The organism is Jatrophihabitans sp. YIM 134969, from assembly GCF_054456675.1.
Genome location: NZ_JBTJEQ010000014.1, coordinates 1 through 20,443, shown reverse-complemented (window position 1 = coordinate 20,443; position 20,443 = coordinate 1). Strand labels below are relative to the sequence as shown.

Here is a 20,443-nt window from a genome sequence, read left to right as displayed (position 1 = left end):
TCACTTCTCCCCGAGTGACGTGGCGGTGCGGACCGCGGTCCGCGAGTGGGTCAGGTGCCGCGGGTCCGGACCGGCTCGTGCGCCCAGCGGGTGGGGCCCGGCGGCGTCCACGTCCCCGCCGGCGGCCAGGGCGGCGTGGGACCGTCGCAACGAGCGCGCGAGCAGCAGGGCCGAGACGAAGCACAACGCCGTGTAGGCCGGCACGAACACCGACGGCCACCCCGCCGCGCCGACGACGACACACACCGCGGCGTGGTCGTTCGGCAGGCCGGTGAGGGCCCGTCGGAGCTGGAACCGCGTCTGAGGCGTGCGGGCCGGCGACCGCGCGAGCAACTGGTCGCGCAGGGTCAGCGAGAAGAAGGAGGTGCCCGACACGAGGCCGAACACGAGAGGCACGGCGACCCACCCCGTGCGGTGGTCGGCCAGCAGGACCACCACGACCACCGCGTGGATCGCCGAGGTCTTGGCGATGTCCACGACGTGGTCGAGCCACTCGCCGGCCGCGCTGCCCCCACCGCGTAGCCGAGCGAGCTGGCCGTCGGCCGAGTCGAACACGTACGCGACCAGCAACAACGCCGCTCCGGCGACCGAGGCCAGGGGCGCCCAGGGCGAGGCCGAGACCGCGACGAGGGCGACCGCGGCGGTCGCCACACCCGCGGCGGTGAGCTGGTCGGGGGTGGCCCGCACCGCGAAGGCGTGCCGCGCCACCACGGCTCCGAGGGGACGGTTCACGAACAGCAGGTACGCGGGCGTCTGGGTGCGGGGCTTCGCCCCCTGCGACGCGCGGGCTCGCGCCTCGGCCAACCGCTCCCGGCGCCCGCTCACGCTGTCACCCGCCGACCCGGCTCGGAGCCGGGACCGCGCAGCAGGAGCGGCGCGAGCCCGACGACCGCGACCGCGGCCGCCGCGACCACCGCGGCGAGCAGGAACGAGTACCACCCCGGGCCCGCGACCAGCCGGACGAGCACGACGAGCGGCAGGACGACGCCGAGCAGGGCGACGGACACCAGCAGGGTCGAACGGTCCACCACCGCGAGGTGCAGGCGCGTGACGAGCCAGCCGAGGACCAGCAGGTTCTCGACCGCGATCCCCGCCGCCCACGCGACCGCCGCGGCGAGCACGCCGTGGGAGGGGACGAACAGCACGTCGCCCACGACCGTGGTGGCGAGGCCCGCGACCGTGGCGACGAGGTGGCGACGACTGTCGCCACTCATCAGCAGCACGGTCTGCGCGTTGCCGCAGCCGGTGTTGACGGCCATCGCCGCGGCGACCACCACGAGCGCGGCCGCGGCCGAGCGGTACTCCTCGCCGAAGACCGAGAGGACCAGGCCGGCGTACGTCGCGAGCAGGCCGAACACCGGCCACGACGCGAGCACGACCCAGCGGGTCGTCGCGCGGTACAGCTCCCCGACGCCGTCGACGGCACCGCGCCGCAGCAGGGCCGAGAACTGGGTGGCGGTCGCCACCCGCACGGCCTGCATCACCAGCAGGCCCGCGAGGGCGCACCGGCTCACCGTGCCGAAGCGGGCCGCGTCGGCCGACCCGGCGAGCGCGGCGACCAACAGCACACCCACCCAGCCCGCGCTGGCGTCGATGACCGACGACACGGCCCGGGGACGACAGAACGTCCACAGTCGTCGCGTGAGCCGGTCGGCGTGGCGGGGCGCCAGGGTGTGACCGGTGCGGGTCGCGCGCCACACGGCCGTCGCCGCCGCGCCCCCGCTCACCACCGCCGCGGCGGCCCACCCCACGAGGGTCGCCGCGGCGAGGCCGCCGGCCACGATCACCCCGCCCGCGCCGACCAGCCGACCGGTGGGCAACACACCGAACTGCAGCACCAGGTAGAGCGGCAGCCGGTCGAGGCCCCGCACCGCCGCGACCAGCACCGTCGACCCGACGAGCACCGGCAGGGTGACCGCCACGACCAGGACGACGCGACCCCCGTGCGCGCCGGGAAAAACGAGGGCGGCCGTCGGACCCGTGAGGGCCGCCAGCGCCCCACCGACGACCGTTGTTAGCAGCAACGGTCGTTGGGTCGCCGTGCGGACGACGACGCGGCGGGAGGCGGTGTCGGTGAGTCGCGGCAGCAACCAGATGAGACCCGTGTCCACACCCCCACAGCACGCCGCGGTGAGGACGGTCAGCAACGCGATGCCGGTGAGGACGCGGCCGGCGTCGACGACGTCGAGCCCGTGGGTGACGACGACGACGAGCAGCAGACCGGCGACGGCGCTGGCACCCGCACCCACGACACTCGCCACGACGCGCGACCGGGCCCGGGTGGTCTCGGGGCGCGGCGCGGCGGCGGCCCGCACGACCCTCACGTCGCCGGCTCCGGCGAGAGGCCGGACCCCGACCGCGACGCGAACCGACGTTGCCGCAAGGCGAGACCGAGGACGACCGAGAACAGCAGCATGTTCTGGTTCTCGAACCCGTAGAAGCCGATCTGGACCGCCGCGACGACGGTCACCACGTGCAACCAGACCTCCGGCGTGGAGGGGCAGCCGCGGGTCGCCCACAACGCCCACAGGAAGAAGGCCACGAACAGCAGGACCCCGGGGTAGCCGTGGGAGAACAGGACGGCCCACACCTGACCCTGCGTGCCGACCGAGGTCTGGTAGGCCCGTTCGCTGGGTAGCGGCGTCCCGAACCCGAACCACGGCGAGGTCCCCACCCGCACGATGGCCTCCTGGTACAGACCCGCTCGGGCGGTGTTGGTCTCGGAGCTGTCGACCCGTGTGGTGATCAGCTGCCACACCGGGATGACCAGACTCATGAGCCCGACGGATCCGACGACCACGCCCACCGAGAACAGGGCACGGAGGTTGCCGCGCGCTGCGAAGCGGACCGCGGCGTACACCAGACCGACGCCCAGGCTCACGAACATCATCCGGTTCAGGGTCAGGAACGCCGGAACCAGCGAGAGCACGACTGTCGCACCCAGCAACACCCTGACCGTCCGACGGGTCTCGAGCGCGAGCAGGGCGAGCATGCAGGGCAGCAGGAGCGCGAACACGCTGCCCCAGGCGTTCGTGTACGGGAACGGCGCACTGGGCCGGTAGAAGGTTCCCGCGGCGGTCTTGCTGGCCTCGGCGCTGTTGATGCTGAACAGGACGTCGGCGAAGTCGTTGGACGCGAGCGACCCCGGCAGGACCCGGTGCAGGAGCGTCTCGGCGCGGAACCGCGGCGCGAGCACACCCCACCAACCGCCCGCCACGACGAGGTACCAGTACGCGCTCAGCCACCGCAGTCCGCGCCGCAGGTCCAGGCGACGTTCGGGCAGGTTGGTCAGGTACAGGAGGTTGACCCCGACGGCCCCGATCAGCAGGATGCGCAGGCCGAAACCGACCATGCGGCCGGCGTCGTCGACCTGCACGACGCTCGCGAGCGACCACACCCCGTAGAGGCACCACAGCAACGCGCCGGTGCGGGGCGCGACCAGCCCCCGGCACTGGCACAGCAGCAGGACGCCGATGACCGCGACCACGACCCAGATGAGCAGCGACGCGCCGACCACCCACCACAACGGGGCCAGCAGCAGCGGCAGCGCGAACGGCCAGGCGGGCAGGTCGGCGCCCGCCCCGGCCGCCGCGCGTGCGTCGCCGTCGGGTGGACTCCAGGCGCGCTCGGCGTGGGAGGTGGTGGGTGCGGTCATCGGGCCGATCGGTCCACGAGGACGACGGCGGCGACGGGGACTCCGACGTGGCCCAGCCGGGCCGTCGTCTCCTCGACGTCGCGCAACCGGGTGTGACCGGTCCGAGCCACCACCACCGCCGCGCCGGCGACGTGGCCGTGGCGGTCGACGACGCCGTCGAGCGCCCCGTCGTCGTGCCACGGGTCGACGACGTGCACGGTGGACCCCGGGGCGGCCTCGGCCGGGCCCGTCGTGTGCTCCGCTGCACGCAGACCGTCGGCCACCCACCCCGCGGCGTCGCGCGGACCGGCCGGGACGACGAACAGGGGCGCCCCCGCAACCGACTCCTGGGACCGGCGTGACCGTGCCACCACCAGGTGCAGCAGCCGCGACGTCGAGGCCGCGCGACGCGTGGACCCCCGACGCGGCAGCAGCCGCCGGGGTGGGGGCACGGCGACGACGGGTGCGCCGGTCACCACGTCGAGCTCGCGCCGGGCCCGCAGTCGCGGGTTCCGCCGCTCGACGACGAGAGCGGTCACGACGCCGATGAGCAGTCCGCCCAGCACTCCGACCAGCAGGATGGAGCGACCCGGACGGTTGCTCACGGCGTCGTGGGCGTCGGGTGTGCTCAGCAGGGTGCCGCCACCGGTGTCCAGACCGGCCAGGTCGGTCCGCTGGGCGTCGATGTCGGCGAGCTGGCCGTCGATGGCGGTGATCTCCGAACGGATCGGCGCGGACAACGGGTCGGCCTCCACCGGGTTCTTCGCGGCGGCGACCGCGATCTGGACCTGTTCGACGAGCGCCGCCCGCCGCGTCACCAGCGCCTTGGTCCGGGCGTCGAGGACCGCACGTTGGTCGTCGGCCAACGACGCCGCGGTGTGGGACCGGGCGGCGAGGTACACCCGGGCGAACGCGGCGGCCCGGGTGGCGGCCGTCGTCGCCGAGGACGACCGGTAGCTGATCGTCAGCACCTGCGAGGAGTCGGGGGTCGTCACGGACAGGCCGGCGCGGAACCCCGCCGTGTCGACCACCCGCAGCGCGGCGGCGGTCGCGGTCGCGACCTCCCCGCCGGTCGCGACCGCCACCTCGGTCGGCATGCTCACCGAACGGTCGACGCCGCTGCTGGCGACGGTGAACGGCTGCAGGGTGATCGGCCGGACCGCCACCTCAGCCGTCGCGGTGTACACGACCGACCGCGCGCCGACCAGCAGCACGACCGCAGCGGTGACCAGCACCGTGACCACCGCGACCAGGGGGAACCGACCGACCAGGACGTCGACGACCCACCGCAACCGCACGACGTCGTCGGGAGGTCGCACCGGCGGCGCCGGGGAGGGAGTCCCCGGTGGCGGCAGCGGGGACGCCGCCGGAGCGCCGAGCTGAACCGGCTCCGGGGGATCCGCCACCGGGGGAACCGGTGCCGACGGCCCCCGACCGCCGGCACCGGAGTCGTCGACGGCCGGGGGCTCCGTCGTGGTCGGACGCTGACGCACCGGCTCCGGCGGCGGGACGGTCGGAACCTGGTCCGGACCGATCCGCACCGTGACGAGGGCGGGTCCGGTGAGTCGTTGACCCGCCCGCCTCCGCACGACCGGTGTGCCGTTGTGCCCGTTGGTCACGGCGCCGTCCGTCACAGCTGCCTCGCGACGACGGCCGGGTTGCCGACCGCCACCACCCGGGAGGGGACCAGGCCGCGCACGACGCTGCCGGCGCCGACCACGGAGTCGTCACCGATCGTCGAACCCTTGAGCACGAGGGCCCGCGACCCGACCCACACGTTGTCGCCGAGATGCACCGGTCGACGGGTCGAGGCAGCGGCCGGTTCGTGACGGGAAGCCGGATCGACGTTGTGGAAGTCGGAATCGGTGATCTCGCAGTTCGCGAGCAGGCAGCGCTCCCCGACGTCGACAGCCTCCCAGCTGCCGATCCAGCAGCCGTTCAAGAGGGTCTGCGCCCCGATGGTCACGACGCCGGTGCCGGTGAACCGGACGAACCGGTTCACCCTGCAACCGTCGCCAATCCGCACGTGCACCCCCAGCCGCAACCGCAGCCGCCCCCGGATCTGCACGCCGCGGCCCAGTTCCAGGCGCGGGTAGCGCCGGCTGTAGTACCAGGCCTTGGCGGCGAAGACCCGCTCGACTGCGCGGACGCGGACGCTGCGCCGCGCGCCCGACGGGACCACCAACCCCGGTGCCGCGATTCCCACGTCGAGACCCCCCTAGTTGGTCGCGAACAGGGCGACGGGGTTCCAGGTGCGCCCGTCGACGGTGGGGCCGCTCACGACCGACGGGCTGCCCGTGATCGCGTCGGCGGCGAACGCCACCGCGTACAGGTTGCCGTCCCCGGTGGTGAAGTACACCGACCCGCCCGCGTAGGTCATCGCCCGCACGGCGCCGAGCGGGATGCTCGAGTTCGCCGTGAAGTTCCACGACCCCACGACGCCGACGGCGTCGACGCCGAGGTAGCGGTAACGGAGCTGGTCGCTACCGCTGGACGTGTAGAACATCTTGCCGTCCTGGTAGAACGCCCCGGTGAGCCCGGCGGTGCCGAAGAAGGCGTTGCTGCCCTGGGGGAAGTCGCCGCCGCTCGCGGTCGTGCCGTTGAAGTAGGAGATGTGCAGGACGTTGTCCGGTGCACCCCAGAACAGTCGACGCCCGGCGACGAACGGCGAGCGCGCCGTGGTGAAGTCGACACCGGTGGCGATCGGCGACGGCGCTCCGACCCCGCCCGCACCGAGCGTCGAGGCCGTCGCGGTGCCGTCCGCGTTCGCGGCCACCAGCCTCGCCGGCAGGCTCACGTTCGCCGGTTGGTAGAGGGCGTGACCGCCCGGCCAGGGGAACATGCCGAGCCGGCCGTGGTACTCGTAGCCGAGTCCGTCGGAGTCGTATCCCGCGTAGATGCCGTCAGTCCCCGCGAAGAGCGTCCAGACCTGCGGGCCCCAGGAGACACCACCGGGGGGCAGGTTCCCACCCGGGCTGCGCGACGGGTTCCAGGCGACCGGCATGCCGTTCGCCGGGTCCAACGCCGCCAGGCCGTACCGGTCGATCGCGCCGCCGCCGGGGGCGTCGTTGCCGTTGGAGTTGTTCTGCCAACGGAAGTGACCCGCGTTGTAGACGACCCCTCGGGACACGACGACGGCCGTAACGCTGTCCGTGCCCGTCCAGTCGATCCAGGTGGGCGCCTGACCGCCGCCGGTCGCGGTCGGGTCCCACCGGGTCGTCGAGTCGCAGTAGTCGGTCGAACCGTTGCCCCGTCCGCCGGCCGCCGCGACCACGAAGTAGGAGCTGGCCTCGTCGAACGCCACGTCCATCAGGTAGGTGTCGAAGGCGTTGGGGCTCGAGTAGCAGTTGGCGACGTAACCGTCGGTCTGCCAACTCGACAGCACCGCGGTCGGACCCGAGACGTCGGCGAGTCCGATCTGCCAGCGGGCCTGCCCGTTGACCTGGGTGAAGTTGCCTCCGAAGACCAGCCACTTGCCGTCCGGCGACACCGCGATCGTGCTGACGTACGGCGAGTTGTAGCGGGGCACGTCGGCGTTGATCTGGAAGCCCTGGTCGACCGCGCCGGTCGTGAGGTTCACCCGCGCCAGCAGGGCGTGCGACCGCGCCCCGACGTAGTGGAACGCGCCACCGAGGTAGAGCCAGGAACCGGACACCGCGATGGAGCGGACGTTGTAGTCCATCGCGGCGTTGAAGGTCGTGACCAGGCGGCCGGTCGTTCCGTCCAGCGCTGCCACCGCCCGGCGTGCCACTCCGTCGGCGGTGGTGAAGTTGCCTCCGACGTAGAGCGTGTTGCCGACCACGGCCAGCGAGTTGACCAGGCCGTTGATGTTCGGTGTGAACACCGAGGAGATCGCACCGCTGGTGCGGTCGTACGCGAACAGGTAGTTGCGCGCCACGACCGTCGACGAACCCGCAGCGCGGACCTGGGTGAACGAACCGCCGACGTACACGGTGTCACCGATCTGGGCGAAGGCGCGGGTCGTTCCGTTCAGGGCGTTCGGTGTGGTGTCGGCCGGGTTCGCGGACGCGACCGTTCCGGGTGCCGGCGGTGGTGTCACCGCGCCGGCCGGGACGACCGTGGCCGCCACGGCGACGAGGGCCGCGACCAGCGGGATGACGAGGACGGAACGACTGTGCATGTGGATCCCCCGTGTGTCGGACCGAACCGGGTTTCGACCATCCGTGCAGGAGGTCCGGCCTTTCACGGCCGACGATTCGGGAATGCGTCATTGGAATGCTGGGATGAAACCTTGTCAAGAGCCTGCTCGACGTCGAATGATCTGTGCTGACCAGTACGCGCCCCTCCTGCGAGGAGAGCCAGCCATGGCCACCAGCTCCGATCACCACCGCCGCGGACATGCCCTGTCACGCGCGTTCTTCTCGACCGTCACGACCTTTCTGACGATCGTTGCACTCATCACCGGATTGCTGTCAGCGTGCACGACACCGCCGCCCCCGGTCCCGCCGGCGACGACCAGCGCCAGCAGCAGCGCCCCGGTCACCTCGTGCGAAACGCCGCCGACCGCACAACTCGTCGTTCCGTGTGGATACCTCTGGGGCATCTATCCGCGCACCACGGCTGCGGGCGCCCGGACCACCGATTTCATCGGCAACACCGAGGATCTCGAGCGTGCCGTCGGGCGCAAGTTCGACATCCTCACGCGTTACCACGGTTGGAACGAAATCGTTCCCGATGCTGTCGACATCGAGTTGTCACGCGACCACATCCTTCTCGTCGACCTCCGCGCGCGCGATTTCCAGACCGGCGGCTACGCCCGATGGGCGGACATCGCCGCGGGGCGGTACGACGCGTACCTGGAACGAACGGCGGAGGGACTGCACCGACTCGGTCGGCCGGTCTTCTTCTCGTTCAACCAGGAACCCGAACAGGAACTGGAGAGAGGTACCGGGGTGGCCGGCACCGCGGCCGACTACCGAGCGGCGTGGCGCCACGTGCACGACGTCCTCCAGGGGCCGGGAATCGTGTTCGTGTGGTGGGTGATGGGAACGCCCGTGCACAACGACTGGTACCGCGACCTCTACCCGGGCGACGACGTCGTCGACTGGATCAGTTGGGACCCGTACAACTTCAACACCTGCAACGACAGTGTCTGGCGTGACCCGTACGACGCGTTCTCGCGGTGGTACCGCTGGATCGAGACCGCACCGTTCGGCCAGGACAAACCCCTGATGTTGTCGGAGTACGCGGCTCACGGGACCGCCGTCGGCTCGTGGTACGCCGGCGTGCCGGCGGCCCTCGCACTGTTGCCGCGGATCAAGGCGGTCGTGCAGTTCGACTCGACCACCGAGCGCTGCGAGCTGCGCGTGACGGCGTCAGCGGACAACCTCGCCGGGTTCCGGGCGGCTGGGCTCCGCGCCGCGCAAGCGCGTGGCCGCGCCGGCTGACGGAGGCGGCCATCAGATCCCGCGCCCGATGGTGTGGGCCGCTCCGAGGACGCGGTCGGGTGACACGACGCCGGCCGAGACGAGCAGTGCCGCCCAGGCGTGCTTGCCGGTCGGCGCCGAACGCAAGCCGTCGACGGCCATCACCGCGGCACGACCGCGGTGGCCCGCCGCCGCGTGGTAGAACGCCCGCTGGCCGGTGACCCGGCCGCGGGCGCGGCGGTCGGTCGCGAAATCCCTGTGTTTGTCGACGATGTAGTCCAAGCCGTCGGCCGCGGTCGTCCAGTTGTCGATGAAGTACGACGTCTCGTGCCAGTGGACCGTGACCAGGGCGGCCGAGACGCTGAAGACCGGTCTCGACGCGGTCGCTCTGAGCAGGAAGTCCCAGTCCTCGCCGTAACTGCCGGGGATCGCCTCGTCCAACGGACCGGCCATGCCGCGGAGCAGGTCCCCGTCCGCGAGCAGCGTGCTCGAGTGGACGGACGGCACGCGGTGGCGGAGGAAGTCACGATGGGTGGTCAACGCCGTCGGCGGGAAACGCGTGAACCGCTCGCCGCGGTAGACGATCTCCACGCCACACGACACCAGTGGTGTCGTCGTTGTCAGGTGCACCAGTTGACGGCGCAGCTTGTCGGGGTGCCACTCGTCGTCGTCGTCGCAGAACGCGATCACGTCGCCCTCGGCCGCGGCGACGCCACTGTTGCGCGCGCCGGCCAGCCCGGGCACGTGGGTGTTGGGCACGCAGCGCACCACGCGGTCCGGCGTGCTCAGTGCGACCACGGACTCGTCGACCGGAGCGTGGTCGAACACGGCGATGACCTCGATCGGACCGGGGTGATCCTGCGCCACCACGGCCTGGATCGCACGACGCATCAGGACGTGACGATCACGGGTCGGGATGACGACGCTGACCGTGCCGTGACGGGGTCGGGTGGCGGTCACGAGCGTCCCCCCGCGCGCACCCGACGGGACGCGCACGGAGTCGTCTGTGCACATGTGTACCGTTTGGGGGGTTCACCACGACCGCGACCAGCGTCGGACGAGCCGAGCAACGGCCTCGACGCACGGGACAGGGTGTCGGAACCGGTCACCGGACCCGCGCCCTCCCGCCGTCCGCAAGAAGCCAGGCGCGGACGCCTCGCGCGTCGCGTCACACCGTCGTGACGCGACGGTCCCGACGGACGGTCCACCCACGGACGCCTCACCCTGCTGCCGCGTGCCCTCACGCCGGCCGCACGACGGGTCGGAGGCGTCATCCCCCCATGAAGGAGAACCGCATGCGCACCACGAGGAACGCGGTCGTCGCCGTCGGCGCGGCCGCCCTGCTCGCGGGGACGCTCGTCGTCGCCGCCCCCACCACCCAGGCGCGCACCCGCACCGCCGCCAGCGCGCCGACGGGCTATCCCGTCGCGCTGCACCGGGCCGACCTGTCCGGCACGAGCCTGAAGCCGACGCAGTACCAGGTGCTCGACAACACCACGTTGTCCATCGACCAGGGACGCATCCGTGGCTACAACGTGAAGGTCCACGACAACCAGGTCGACCTCATCGGGAACCGCGGCGACGGCGGCGACCGCCCCTACTCGTCGGCGTACTTCTGGTCGCGTGGTCTCGTCAGTTTCCCGCCGCCCACCGGTTCGAACGGCTACCGGATCCAGGCCACGCTGCGGATGCCGCAGGCGTCCGCCGGCACGTGGCCCGCGTTCTGGTTGCGGCCGGACGACGGGACCGACGGCGACGAACTCGACGTCATGGAACAGGTCGGCGGCCACACCCCGTTCATGACCGTCGCCACCGCCCACCGGTCGTACACGACCAACCCGAAGCAGGTCTCGCGGGCGGTCTCGCTCGGGTTCGATCCGCAGCAGTGGCACACCTACGCGGTCGAGTGGGATCCCTCGGAGATCCGGTGGTACGTCGACTCGCGGCTGATCTACACGATCAACCCGGCCAACACGCCGTGGTTCGGCGAGGTCTTCCAGCGCCGCATGGGGTGGCACCTGCGGTTCAACCTGCAGATGGGCGGCGAGATGCCGAGCTACTGGGGTCCGCAGATCGGTACGGCGTCGAAGTTGCCCGCGGTCTACTCGATCAAGAACATCGGCTGGTACGCGAAGCAGCGGGTTTCCTGACCGCACGGCGCGGGAGTCGAGACGGGTGGAGGGCCCGTGCGGAGCACACGGGTTCGGCACCACGATCCACGGATCGTGCGCTGGCATGGGGAACAGCCCCTGCATGACGTCGTTCGCGGTTCCGGAACGCGTCGTTCGAACTCAGACGATCGGGGGTCTGTCGGCCCCCGTGTGTTCCACATGATGTAAGCCACTGTTCAACTGCGCAAGCACTTCACCGGACCCATGACCGAATGGGCACGGTCAAGTCGGACAAAGCCGTGCAAGCCGCGAAGTGACGAGTCCGATTCGCCTCAGTCACCGAACGATCTTCTAGGCGCCGGTGAAACGGGGTGGCCGCCTTCCACGGAAAGCGGCCACCCCCTCCGCGAAGTCGGTCGTCGCGAACAGCTCGCGTTGACCGTCCTGTTCGCGGACCAGTGCAGCGTGCAACTGATCCAGCGCGGCCGCGCGGATCGCCGTCTTCGTGCGCGCGTACGCCGCGGTCGGCCCGGACACCAGTTTCGTGACGAGAGTGTCGACCGTGGCGGCCAGCTCGTCGTCGGGGACGAGGTGCGAGAACAGTCCCCACTCGAAAGCCGTCGGCGCCGGGATCCGTTCACCCAGCAGGGCCATCCGCATCGCCCGCGCGCGCCCGACCGCCGCCGCGACCAACGCGGTGGCGCCGCCGTCGGGCATGAGGCCGACGTTCGCGAACGCGAGCAGGAAGTAGGCGGACTCGGCGACCACGGTCAGGTCACAGGCGAGCGCGAAGCTCGCTCCCACGCCGGCGGCTGGGCCGTGCACCACGGCGACGGTCGGCTTGGGCGCCCCGGCGAGGGCCGTGGTGATCCGGTGCAACAGTTCCATGCTGACCGCGCCGGCGTCCCCGGCATCGGCCGGGTCCAGGCCACCGAGGTCGGCGCCGGCGCAGAACGCGCGCCCCCGTCCGGCCAGCACGAGGACGCGCACGGTGTCGTCGGCGGCGGCGGTCTCGACGGCGTCGGCGAGCGCGGCCAGCGTCGGCACGTCGAGTGCGTTCAACGCCTCCGGCCGGGACAGCCGCACGGTCACGACCGCGCCGTCACGCTCGACCTCGACGCCGCCCGCAGCCACGCGCGCGACGCTACCGAAGCGAGGGCGGGCCCGGGCCGGTGCACACCGTCGCGGCTGGATACCGTCGGCACATGGACATCACCGGAGCCGTCGCCGTCGTGACCGGGGGGGCGTCGGGCCTCGGCCTCGCCACCACCACCGCCCTCGCCGCGGCCGGCGCCTCGGTCGTCGTCGTCGACCTCGAGAACTCCGACGGTCCGGCGGTGGCAGAGCAACTCGGCTCGCGCGTGCGGTTCGTCGCGGGCGACGTCCGCGACGAGGCGTCGATCACCGGCGCACTCGACGTCGCCGCCGAACTCGGGCCGCTGCGCATCGCGGTCAACTGCGCCGGCACGGGCGACGCGATCCGCGTCCTCGGCAAGAACGGCGTCTACCCGTTGGAGAAGTTCCAGCGGATCGTCGACATCAACCTCGTCGGCACCTTCAACGTCATCCGGCTCGCCGCCGAACGCATCGCCGCGGCGGACCCGGTCGGCGAGGAACGCGGCGTCATCGTCAACACGGCGTCGGCGGCGGCGTTCGACGGCCAGATCGGCCAGGCCGGGTACTCGGCCAGCAAGGGCGGCGTGGTGGGCATGACGTTGCCGATCGCGCGTGACCTCGCCCAGCACCTCATCCGGGTCGTCACGATCGCGCCCGGCCTGTTCGACACCCCGCTGCTGGCCTCGCTGCCCGAGCCCGCCCGCGAGGCCCTCGGCCAGCAGATCCCCCACCCGAGCCGGCTCGGCCGTCCCGACGAGTTCGCGGCGCTGGTCGTGCACGTCGTCGCGAACCCCATGCTCAACGGCGAGACGATCCGCCTCGACGGCGCGATCCGCATGCCGCCGCGATGACGGCCTCCCACACCGTTGACGTCTGCGGGCGCGCCCGGTGAGTGCCATCGTCGTCCTCGGGCTCATGGGCGCCGGCAAGTCGACCCTCGCCCACGCGCTCGGTGACCGCCTCGGTCGTCCGGTGCGCGACAGCGACGAGGACATCGAGCGTGACGAAGGCCGCACCGCGGCGGAGATCGCCGCCGCCGACGGCCGGGACGCGCTGCACGACATCGAGGCACGGGTCCTGCTCGACGCGTTGGCCGACCCCACGGTGGTCGTCGCCGCGGCGGCCAGCGTGGTCGACCGCGCCGAGACCCGCGCGGCCCTGGCGACGCCGTTCGTGGTGTGGGTCGACGCACCGGTCGAGGTGCTGCGGGCCCGGTTCGAGAGCCGGGCCCACCGGCCGCGGTACGAGCAGGACGTCGGGCACATGCTGCGCGCGCAGCTGGCGAGCCGCGGGCCGTGGCTGGAGCAGCTGGCCGATCTGCGGGTCGACGCCACCCGGCCGGTCGGCGACCTCGTCGACGAGGTGGTCGCCGCCCTCCCGGGTTGACGGGGCCCGCCCCGGTATTGGAACATGTGTTCGTGGATCCGCTGGGGTCGTCGATCCTGCACGCGGATCTCGACTCGTTCTTCGCCTCGGTCGAGCAGCGCGACGACCCGTCGCTACGTGGGCGGCCGGTCGCGGTCGGCGGCGGCGTGGTCCTGGCCGCGAGCTACGAGGCCAAGGCGCACGGCGTGCGGTCCGCGATGGGCGGGCGGCTCGCGAAGTCACTGTGTCCCGGACTGGTGGTCGTGCCCCCACGGATGGAGGCCTACAGCCAGGCCAGCAAGGACGTCTTCGCGGTCTTCCACGACACCTCGCCGGTGGTCGAGGCCATGTCGATCGACGAGGCGTTCCTCGACGTCTCGGGCCTGCTGGCCGTCTCCGGCACCCCGGTCCAGATCGCAGGGCGGCTGCGCGAACGGGTCCGCGAGGAGGTCGGGCTCGCCATCACCGTGGGCGTCGCCCGCACCAAGTTCCTCGCCAAGGTCGCGTCGGGCGTCGCGAAACCCGACGGCCTGCTCTGCGTGCCACCCCTCGCCGAACTCGCGTTCCTCCACGCCCTCCCGGTCGAGAAACTGTGGGGCGTCGGGGCCAAGACGGCCGCGAAGCTGCACGAGCGCGGGATCCACGACGTCGGCCAGGTCGCGGAACTCGGCCCCGACACCCTGGTCGCGATGCTCGGCCCGGCCTCCGGACGCCACCTGTTCGCGCTGGCCCACAACCGCGACCCACGCCGGGTCGAGACCGGCCGGCGTCGCCGCTCCATCGGCGCCCAACGCGCCCGCCGCCACTCACCGTTGCAGCGTGCAACAGTCGACGCCGACCTGGTCACACTGGTCGACCGCACGACCCGCCGGCTGCGTTCCGCCGAGCGCACCTGCCGGACCGTCACGCTGCGCCTGCGCTTCGACGACCTCAGTGTCCGGGTCACCCGGTCCCACACCCTGGCCCGCCCGACCGACGACACCGCCCTCGTCCTGTCCGCCCTACGCGCGCTGCTCAACGAGAACTGGTCGCTGATCGCCGCCTCCGGGCTGTCGCTGGTCGGCGTGACCCTCGGGGGCCTCGACGGCGCCGACGTGCTGCAACCGGAGCTGCCGTTCGGGGTGCCGACGCGCGCGCTCGACGGCGCCCTCGACGCCGTCCGGGAGAAGTTCGGCACCAGTGCCGTCACCCGCGGCGTGCTGCTCGGGCGCGACCCCGGGATCGCGGTGCCCACCCTGCCGGTCTGAGCCGGTGTCCTGTTCGACGGGGAACGCACGGATCGTCCCCGGCGCTGACGAGACCCGAACACAGGATGCTCTTGCGACGACGCGAAACTCCCGCCACGCTCCGCGAGACCCGGAGCGAGCGACGCCCGGCCTCGCCGACTCCAGGAGCGCCCCTCCGCATGACCTCGACCTCCAGCCCCCGGCCCCGCCGGCTCCTCCTCGTCCTCGCCGCGGCGCTGGTCGCCTCGGTCCTGCCGGTGCTCGCGACAACCACCACCGCCGACGCCACCCCGGTCGCCCCCCAGGCCGTCCTGCTCCCGGCCCCGGTCGTGAGCCCCAGCGTGATCCCCGCCGGCACCACCGCGACGGTCACCGGCGTGCGCTGCACCCCGAAGCGGTCCACGCGCGTGTACGTCACGCTGACCGACGCGAGCGGCGGCTACGTCACCGCGACCTCGGTCGAACCGGAGCCTGACGGCACCTGGACGCTCCCGCTCACGCTCGCGGTGTCCACCGCGCCCGGCACGTACACGCTCGCCGCGACCTGCGACAGCTACGCCTCGCAGGCGCCGTACCGCTCGCGGGCCGTGACGGTGACCGCGAGCACCGCCGCGCCGTGGACTCCGCAGACTCCCGCCCTCCCGAACGTCCCGAACGGCACCCTCACCGACGTCGACTGCACCCCCGCCGCGGCCCTCGCCGGCACGTCTGGGATCGCCGGTTGCGTGGCCGTCGGCTACGCGAACAACGCCAGGACCCCGGTGGTCGAGACGTGGGACGGGACGGCGTGGACCGTCGTCGCGGTGTCGACACCGGCGGGCGCCGACACCGCGTACCTGTCCGCTGTCGACTGCACCGCCACGACCCGTTGTGTCGCCGTGGGCGACGCCACCACCGCGACCGGTCACGCGGCGTTCGTCGCGCAACTGGCCGGCACGACGTGGAGCACGAGCGTGCTGCCGGCGCCCGCGGGTGAACGGGAGGGATCGCTGGTCGACGTGTCCTGCCCGACCAGCACCACCTGCTACGCGATCGGCTCGACCGGCTCCCTGTCCGAGGGCAGCAGGTACTCCGCCACGACCTACCGCCTGAGGGGCACGACCTGGACCCAGCTCGCGGACCCCATCCCGTCGAGCCCACGCTCGGGGCTGTCCGCCCTGTCCTGCGCCGGCGCCCAGACGTGTGTGGCCGTGGGCTCCGACAGCTACAGCTACCCCAACCGGCCGACGGCCCAGGTCTTCGACGGCACGGTGTGGCACTCCAGCACCCTGGCCGACGTCCCGCTCTCGTCCTCGCCGCGACTGTCGGACATCAGCTGCGCCACCACCTCCTCGTGCGTCGCGGTCGGCGTCACCTCCGACGGTGACGGCGTCGAACACCCGCTCGTCGAGAGCCTCACCGACGCCAACTGGCGGTCGACCCGCGTCGCCTCGCCTGACCCGACCCTCGCCGCCGGACTCGACGCCGTGTCCTGCCCCTCGGCCCGCTCCTGCGTCGCGGTCGGGTCGACCGGAGGCAACGAGCCGGCCGCCGCGCAGACGGCGGTGGCGGCGACGTCGGTCGACGGGCGGTGGACCATCGCCGAGGCCGATCCGGGAGTGGGCAGCCCGAACGAGTACCAGGGCGTCTCCTGCGTGCGGCCCGGTGGGTGCGTCGCGGTGGGCGACGCCCGTGACGTCCCGCTGGCCGCCGTCCGGACCTCGTCCGGCTGGGACGACCTCGGCGCCGCGGCGCCCGACGGTTTCCTCGGTGGCCGGTTCGAATCCGTCGCGTGCAGCGGGGCGAACGCCTGCACGGCCGGCGGATGGGTCGCGCGGGACCCGTACAGCGAGACGACGACGCCGTTCGTCAACCGCTGGAACGGCCACACCTGGTCGCAGCAGACCCTGCCCGACATCGGGTTCGGGCGGATCACCGGCGTGGCGTGCCCGACGTCGACCGTGTGCGTCGCCGTCGGGTGGATCGACGACGTGACCTCCGGTGGGCAGCAGCCGCTGCTGCTGCAGAAGCGGAGTGGCACGGCGTGGACGTCCACTCTGCTGCCCCAGGCCGACGGGGCCGCGCTGAACGACGTGGCGTGCCGCTCGGCGACGTCGTGTCTCGCGGTCGGCTCGGCGGGCCCGTCCGACCAGGGGGTCATCGGGATCGCACTGACCGGGACGACGTGGAAGGTCACGCGTACACCTCCGACCGGCGGCGTCGTCAACCCGCGGCTGGTCGCGGTGTCCTGCACGGCGGGCACCTGCCGGGTGGTCGGCAGCGGCTACGACAAGCAGACCTTCGACCCCCGCGGGATCGACCTGGCATGGGACGGCACCAGGTACACCGTCGGGCCCCGGCCGCCCGCTGGTCTCACTGACCTGAGCTGCGCCAAGGTGGCCGCCTGTGTCGCGGTCGGCTCGCCGGGCAACGCGACGACAGCCACGGTCTTCGACGGCACGACGTGGTCGAGCGAGCCACTGCCGGTACCGACCGGGGCGTACGCCCAGCTGTTCGGTGTGGCGTGCGCGGACGCGACGTCGTGCGTCGCGGTCGGGGCGGGCAACGGGCCGCTTCTGCTGCGTCGGACCGCGGCGGGCTCCTGGACCGCGGAGCCGGCCTCGACGACGTCGTCGCTGGCGTCGGTCGCCTGCCCGACGGCCGCGCGGTGCGTAGCGGTCGGTGGCGACACGGGCAGCAGTCCGGCGATCGTCGTCTCCCCCGGCGGGTGACGTCACGCAGCCCGGTCGGCCGGTCGCGTCGCGGCCGGAAGACCGGGCCGCGGCGCCTCCGTCGGCGGATGCACCTGCCGCGCCGGTGGTGGAGCCGGTCGCTCGCGCTGGTGGGGCTCGTCGTCGTCCTGCTGGTCGCCGCCGTCGGGGTCGACGTGCTGGTGCTGCGCGGACGCATCGACCGCCTGGACGTGACGCTGCCCGGCGGGGGTGACGGCGCGACCTGGTTGCTGGTGGGGTCCGACGCCCGGTCCGACGCACCCGCGGGCGCCGGGCCCTTCGGCACCACGGCCGACGCTCCGGGCGACCACGCCGACGCCGTCGTCGCGGTGCACGTCGCGCACGGCCGGACCACGGCCATCTCGGTCCCGCGCGACCTGCTCCTCAGTGCGGGCGACGGTTCGATCAGTCGACTCGCCCTGCTGTTGGCACGCCCGCAGGACCTCGTCGACGGGTTGTGCCGGACGTTGCACCTGCCGGTCGACCACCTGGTCGTCATCGGCATGGACGCGTTCGCCGGGGCGGTCGACGACGTCGGCGGCGTGACGGTCGAGATCCCCTCGCCGGTCCGCGACCGCGGCAGCGGGCTCGACCTCCCGCACGCCGGCCGGTTGCGGTTGGACGGCGCCCAGGCCCTGGCCCTGGTGCGGTCGCGTCACCCCGAGACGCTGGTCGACGGACGCTGGACACCGGTCGACGACGTGACCGGGACGGGTCGACGCACGACGTCGGTGGGTGAGGTGTTCGGCGCGCTGGCCGGCGCGGTCCGCACCGCGTCCGGACGACCGTGGACGGTGCAGGCGCTGGCGTGGACGGCGACCGGGTCGTTGCGGACCGACGCGGGCACGGGGGTCACGGACCTGCTGCGCCTCGCCGACTCCGACCTCGGCGACGTCGCGGTGCGCGACCTGCCGGTCGAGCCGGTACCCGGTGCGACCGACGGCGTCGGCGCCCAGATCGGCCCGGACACCCTGCGCACCGTCGCCGACGCCGGCTTCCCCAGCGACTGTTCGCCGCGCTGATCGTTGCGTAGTGCAGCGGTCCACCTCGGGGCCCGTCGGTCATTCCGAAGCCGTGACCACCTGCACCGCGGCGCGCACGACGTCGGGATCGTCGTGTGCGCGGAGGTCCCTCAGCGCATCGCGGCACCACGACGGCCACCCGGCGTCCTCGCCGACGACGCGGACCACACCGAGGCGGACGAGGGCGGCGGCCGAGGTCGAGCCGCTGGGCGCCGCAGCCAGGGCACCGCGCACGGCGCGGTGACCGACGACGCCGATGACCGACCGCAGCCGGGCGCCCACCGCCGAGCCCGCCCGACCGGCCAGCACCGGCCCCTCGGCCACGGCGACGAGGCGTTCCAGGCCCCTGACCGGGTCCCCGTCCCACACCACCGCCGCGGCGGCGAGATCGACCGCGAGGTCGCGGGTGGCCGGGGTGCCGGCGAGCAGGTCGACCAGAGGGGCCAGCTGGGACCGCAGGACGGGGTCATGGGCGGACCGGTCGGCCACCACACCCGCGAGCACGGTGAGCCGTTGCCGGACCGGGCGGTCGCGGTCCGCGCCGGCGTCGACGTCGGCGACCGACCCGCTGTTCCGCAGCAGCTCCTGGGCCGCCCCGAGCACCGGCGAGAGGTCGGCGAGGACTGTTGCACCGTGCACCAGTGTTGTCACCGCCGCGCGCCAACGACCTGTCGGCCCGAGGTCGGTCACGACCGGGACCATGGCCGCGGCGACCTCGGCGGGTGCGAACCGGAGCCACCGGGCGAGAGCCGCGAGGGTGGAGCGGGCCACGACGTCGTCGACCGTCGGGGTCAGCACGTCGATCAGCAGACGGGTCCACCGGGCGCGGTGCCGCGGTGCCACACCGACCGGTGAGAGGTCGAGGACCGCTGACGCCGTCCGCGGATCCGCAGCCGCCTCGGCCAGCACGGTCCAGGCCCGCGCGTCGTCGAGACGGCTGCGCAGCGACGGCGCCACGGCCCGTCGCACGTCGCGGTGTTCGCCCGGCGTGCGCCACACCCGCTCCAGCAGGCCGACGGCGTCGGGTGTCTCGAGATCCACCACCAGCCGGACCGCGTCCTTGCGCACGGTCACCTTCGGCGCCACGAGCAGGTCGCGCACCGGTGCCGCGAGCTCGTCCGGAGCGAGGCGTTCCAGACACCGCCGCAGCGCGGGCACCGCGACGCGGGACCGGTCGGTCGTCGCGGCCGCCACCAGCTCGCGCAGCACCGCCCGGGGTTCCTCGCTCTCCCCCAACGCCGAGAGCGCGGCCTCCGCGATGACCACGTCGGCATCTCCGGCCAACCCCAGCAACACCGGGTCCGAACCGGGCACCAGTCGCAGCTGCCGCAGTCCCGCGAGCCGGTTGGCCGCGGTCTGGCCGGGGTCGGTGGCGAGCGCGGTCGCAGCGGTACGGAACGCCGCCACCTGCGTGGCGTTCCACCGCGCCGACCACTGCCCCACTCCCGGCAGCAGCCGCAGCTTGCGCGGGAGGAACCGCCCCTCGGACGGCCGGCGCAGCACGTCGTCGAGCAGGTCGGTGCGGCGCGCGGCCACCGCGGTCGCCACCTCGTCGATCGTGATCGTCGACCGGTCGGCCGCGACCACCCGGGCCACCCGGTCGTCGCGGGTCGCCGACGGCTCGAGCCACAACCGGATCGCCCGGCGGACCACCTGGTCGTCGGTCGCGCGGGTGGCCGCGGCGACCAGCTCTTCCAGCTCGGGGAGTCGCACCCGCCGGGCGGCGCCGAGCGCCGAGGCGAGCGAGAGGGCCGTCCCGTACTCGCCGGTCGCGGCCTCCGCCCGGCACCTCGGCGCCAGCGCGGCGAACACCTGGACGTCCGCCCGGCGGGGCAGGGCGCGGGCGAGGCGGGCGAGCTGGTCGCCGTACC

Annotated in this window: 15 protein-coding genes and 1 pseudogene; 7 read left to right on the top strand and 9 right to left on the bottom strand. The window is 73.1% G+C overall.

The window, feature by feature from the left end; genetic code table 11:
• From ACXR2U_RS09430 to ACXR2U_RS09405, 6 genes are all read right to left on the bottom strand, one after another.
• Entirely contained in the window at window positions 1-825 is an 825-nt protein-coding gene (locus ACXR2U_RS09430) for a CDP-alcohol phosphatidyltransferase family protein (RefSeq protein ID WP_458824724.1), read from the bottom strand.
• Window positions 822-2,324, bottom strand: coding sequence for a lipopolysaccharide biosynthesis protein (locus ACXR2U_RS09425; RefSeq protein ID WP_458824723.1), 1,503 nt, complete (start codon window positions 2,322-2,324; stop codon window positions 822-824). Before ACXR2U_RS09425 ends, ACXR2U_RS09430 begins: the two co-directional genes overlap by 4 nt.
• Entirely contained in the window at window positions 2,321-3,655 is a 1,335-nt protein-coding gene (locus ACXR2U_RS09420) for an O-antigen ligase family protein (protein WP_458824722.1), read from the bottom strand. Before ACXR2U_RS09420 ends, ACXR2U_RS09425 begins: the two co-directional genes overlap by 4 nt.
• Window positions 3,652-4,953 carry a hypothetical protein gene (locus ACXR2U_RS09415; RefSeq protein ID WP_458824721.1) on the bottom strand — a complete coding sequence of 434 codons (1,302 nt, stop codon included), beginning with the start codon at window positions 4,951-4,953 and terminating at the stop codon, window positions 3,652-3,654. Before ACXR2U_RS09415 ends, ACXR2U_RS09420 begins: the two co-directional genes overlap by 4 nt.
• Window positions 4,954-5,264: 311 nt before the next feature.
• Window positions 5,265-5,816 carry an acyltransferase gene (locus ACXR2U_RS09410; RefSeq protein WP_458824797.1) on the bottom strand — a complete coding sequence of 184 codons (552 nt, stop codon included), beginning with the start codon at window positions 5,814-5,816 and terminating at the stop codon, window positions 5,265-5,267.
• Between the two features lie 36 nt (window positions 5,817-5,852).
• A complete protein-coding gene (locus ACXR2U_RS09405; protein ID WP_458824720.1) occupies window positions 5,853-7,775 on the bottom strand; it encodes a hypothetical protein in 1,923 nt (640 codons plus the stop codon).
• Between the two features lie 43 nt (window positions 7,776-7,818).
• Between ACXR2U_RS09405 and ACXR2U_RS09400 the strand changes: the two genes are divergently transcribed.
• On the top strand, window positions 7,819-9,042 hold the full coding sequence (locus ACXR2U_RS09400) for a glycoside hydrolase family 26 protein (protein ID WP_458824719.1): 1,224 nt from the start codon (window positions 7,819-7,821) through the stop codon (window positions 9,040-9,042).
• 12 nt (window positions 9,043-9,054) lie between these two features.
• Here ACXR2U_RS09400 and ACXR2U_RS09395 read toward each other — a convergent pair whose 3' ends face one another.
• On the bottom strand, window positions 9,055-9,981 hold the full coding sequence (locus ACXR2U_RS09395) for a glycosyltransferase family 2 protein (RefSeq protein ID WP_458824718.1): 927 nt from the start codon (window positions 9,979-9,981) through the stop codon (window positions 9,055-9,057).
• Between the two features lie 335 nt (window positions 9,982-10,316).
• Between ACXR2U_RS09395 and ACXR2U_RS09390 the strand changes: the two genes are divergently transcribed.
• Window positions 10,317-11,171: a glycoside hydrolase family 16 protein gene (locus ACXR2U_RS09390; RefSeq protein ID WP_458824717.1), complete on the top strand. Its 855-nt coding sequence runs from the start codon at window positions 10,317-10,319 to the stop codon at window positions 11,169-11,171.
• A gap of 312 nt (window positions 11,172-11,483) precedes the next feature.
• Here ACXR2U_RS09390 and ACXR2U_RS09385 read toward each other — a convergent pair whose 3' ends face one another.
• Window positions 11,484-12,266, bottom strand: a complete 783-nt coding sequence (locus ACXR2U_RS09385) for an enoyl-CoA hydratase-related protein (RefSeq protein ID WP_458824716.1) — start codon at window positions 12,264-12,266, stop codon at window positions 11,484-11,486.
• 71 nt (window positions 12,267-12,337) lie between these two features.
• Here ACXR2U_RS09385 and ACXR2U_RS09380 point away from each other — a divergent pair, with 71 nt between their 5' ends.
• The 5 genes from ACXR2U_RS09380 to ACXR2U_RS09360 all read left to right on the top strand — a co-directional run bounded on the left by ACXR2U_RS09380 (window position 12,338) and on the right by ACXR2U_RS09360 (window position 18,572).
• Window positions 12,338-13,099 carry an SDR family NAD(P)-dependent oxidoreductase gene (locus ACXR2U_RS09380; protein WP_458824715.1) on the top strand — a complete coding sequence of 254 codons (762 nt, stop codon included), beginning with the start codon at window positions 12,338-12,340 and terminating at the stop codon, window positions 13,097-13,099.
• Between the two features lie 37 nt (window positions 13,100-13,136).
• Window positions 13,137-13,634 (top strand): shikimate kinase, encoded by a 498-nt coding sequence (locus ACXR2U_RS09375; protein ID WP_458824714.1) that lies wholly within the window; start codon window positions 13,137-13,139, stop codon window positions 13,632-13,634.
• 26 nt (window positions 13,635-13,660) lie between these two features.
• Window positions 13,661-14,860 carry a DNA polymerase IV gene (gene dinB, locus ACXR2U_RS09370; RefSeq protein ID WP_458824713.1) on the top strand — a complete coding sequence of 400 codons (1,200 nt, stop codon included), beginning with the start codon at window positions 13,661-13,663 and terminating at the stop codon, window positions 14,858-14,860.
• A 158-nt stretch (window positions 14,861-15,018) separates the two neighbouring features.
• Complete coding sequence (locus ACXR2U_RS09365) at window positions 15,019-17,550, top strand: hypothetical protein (protein WP_458824712.1); 2,532 nt, start codon at window positions 15,019-15,021, stop codon at window positions 17,548-17,550.
• Between the two features lie 68 nt (window positions 17,551-17,618).
• On the top strand, window positions 17,619-18,572 hold the full coding sequence (locus ACXR2U_RS09360; RefSeq protein ID WP_458824711.1) for an LCP family protein: 954 nt from the start codon (window positions 17,619-17,621) through the stop codon (window positions 18,570-18,572).
• Window positions 18,573-18,611: 39 nt separating this feature from the next.
• Here the strand turns inward: ACXR2U_RS09360 and ACXR2U_RS09355 are convergent.
• Window positions 18,612-20,443 (bottom strand): annotated as a pseudogene (locus ACXR2U_RS09355) (hypothetical protein); the annotation flags it as partial.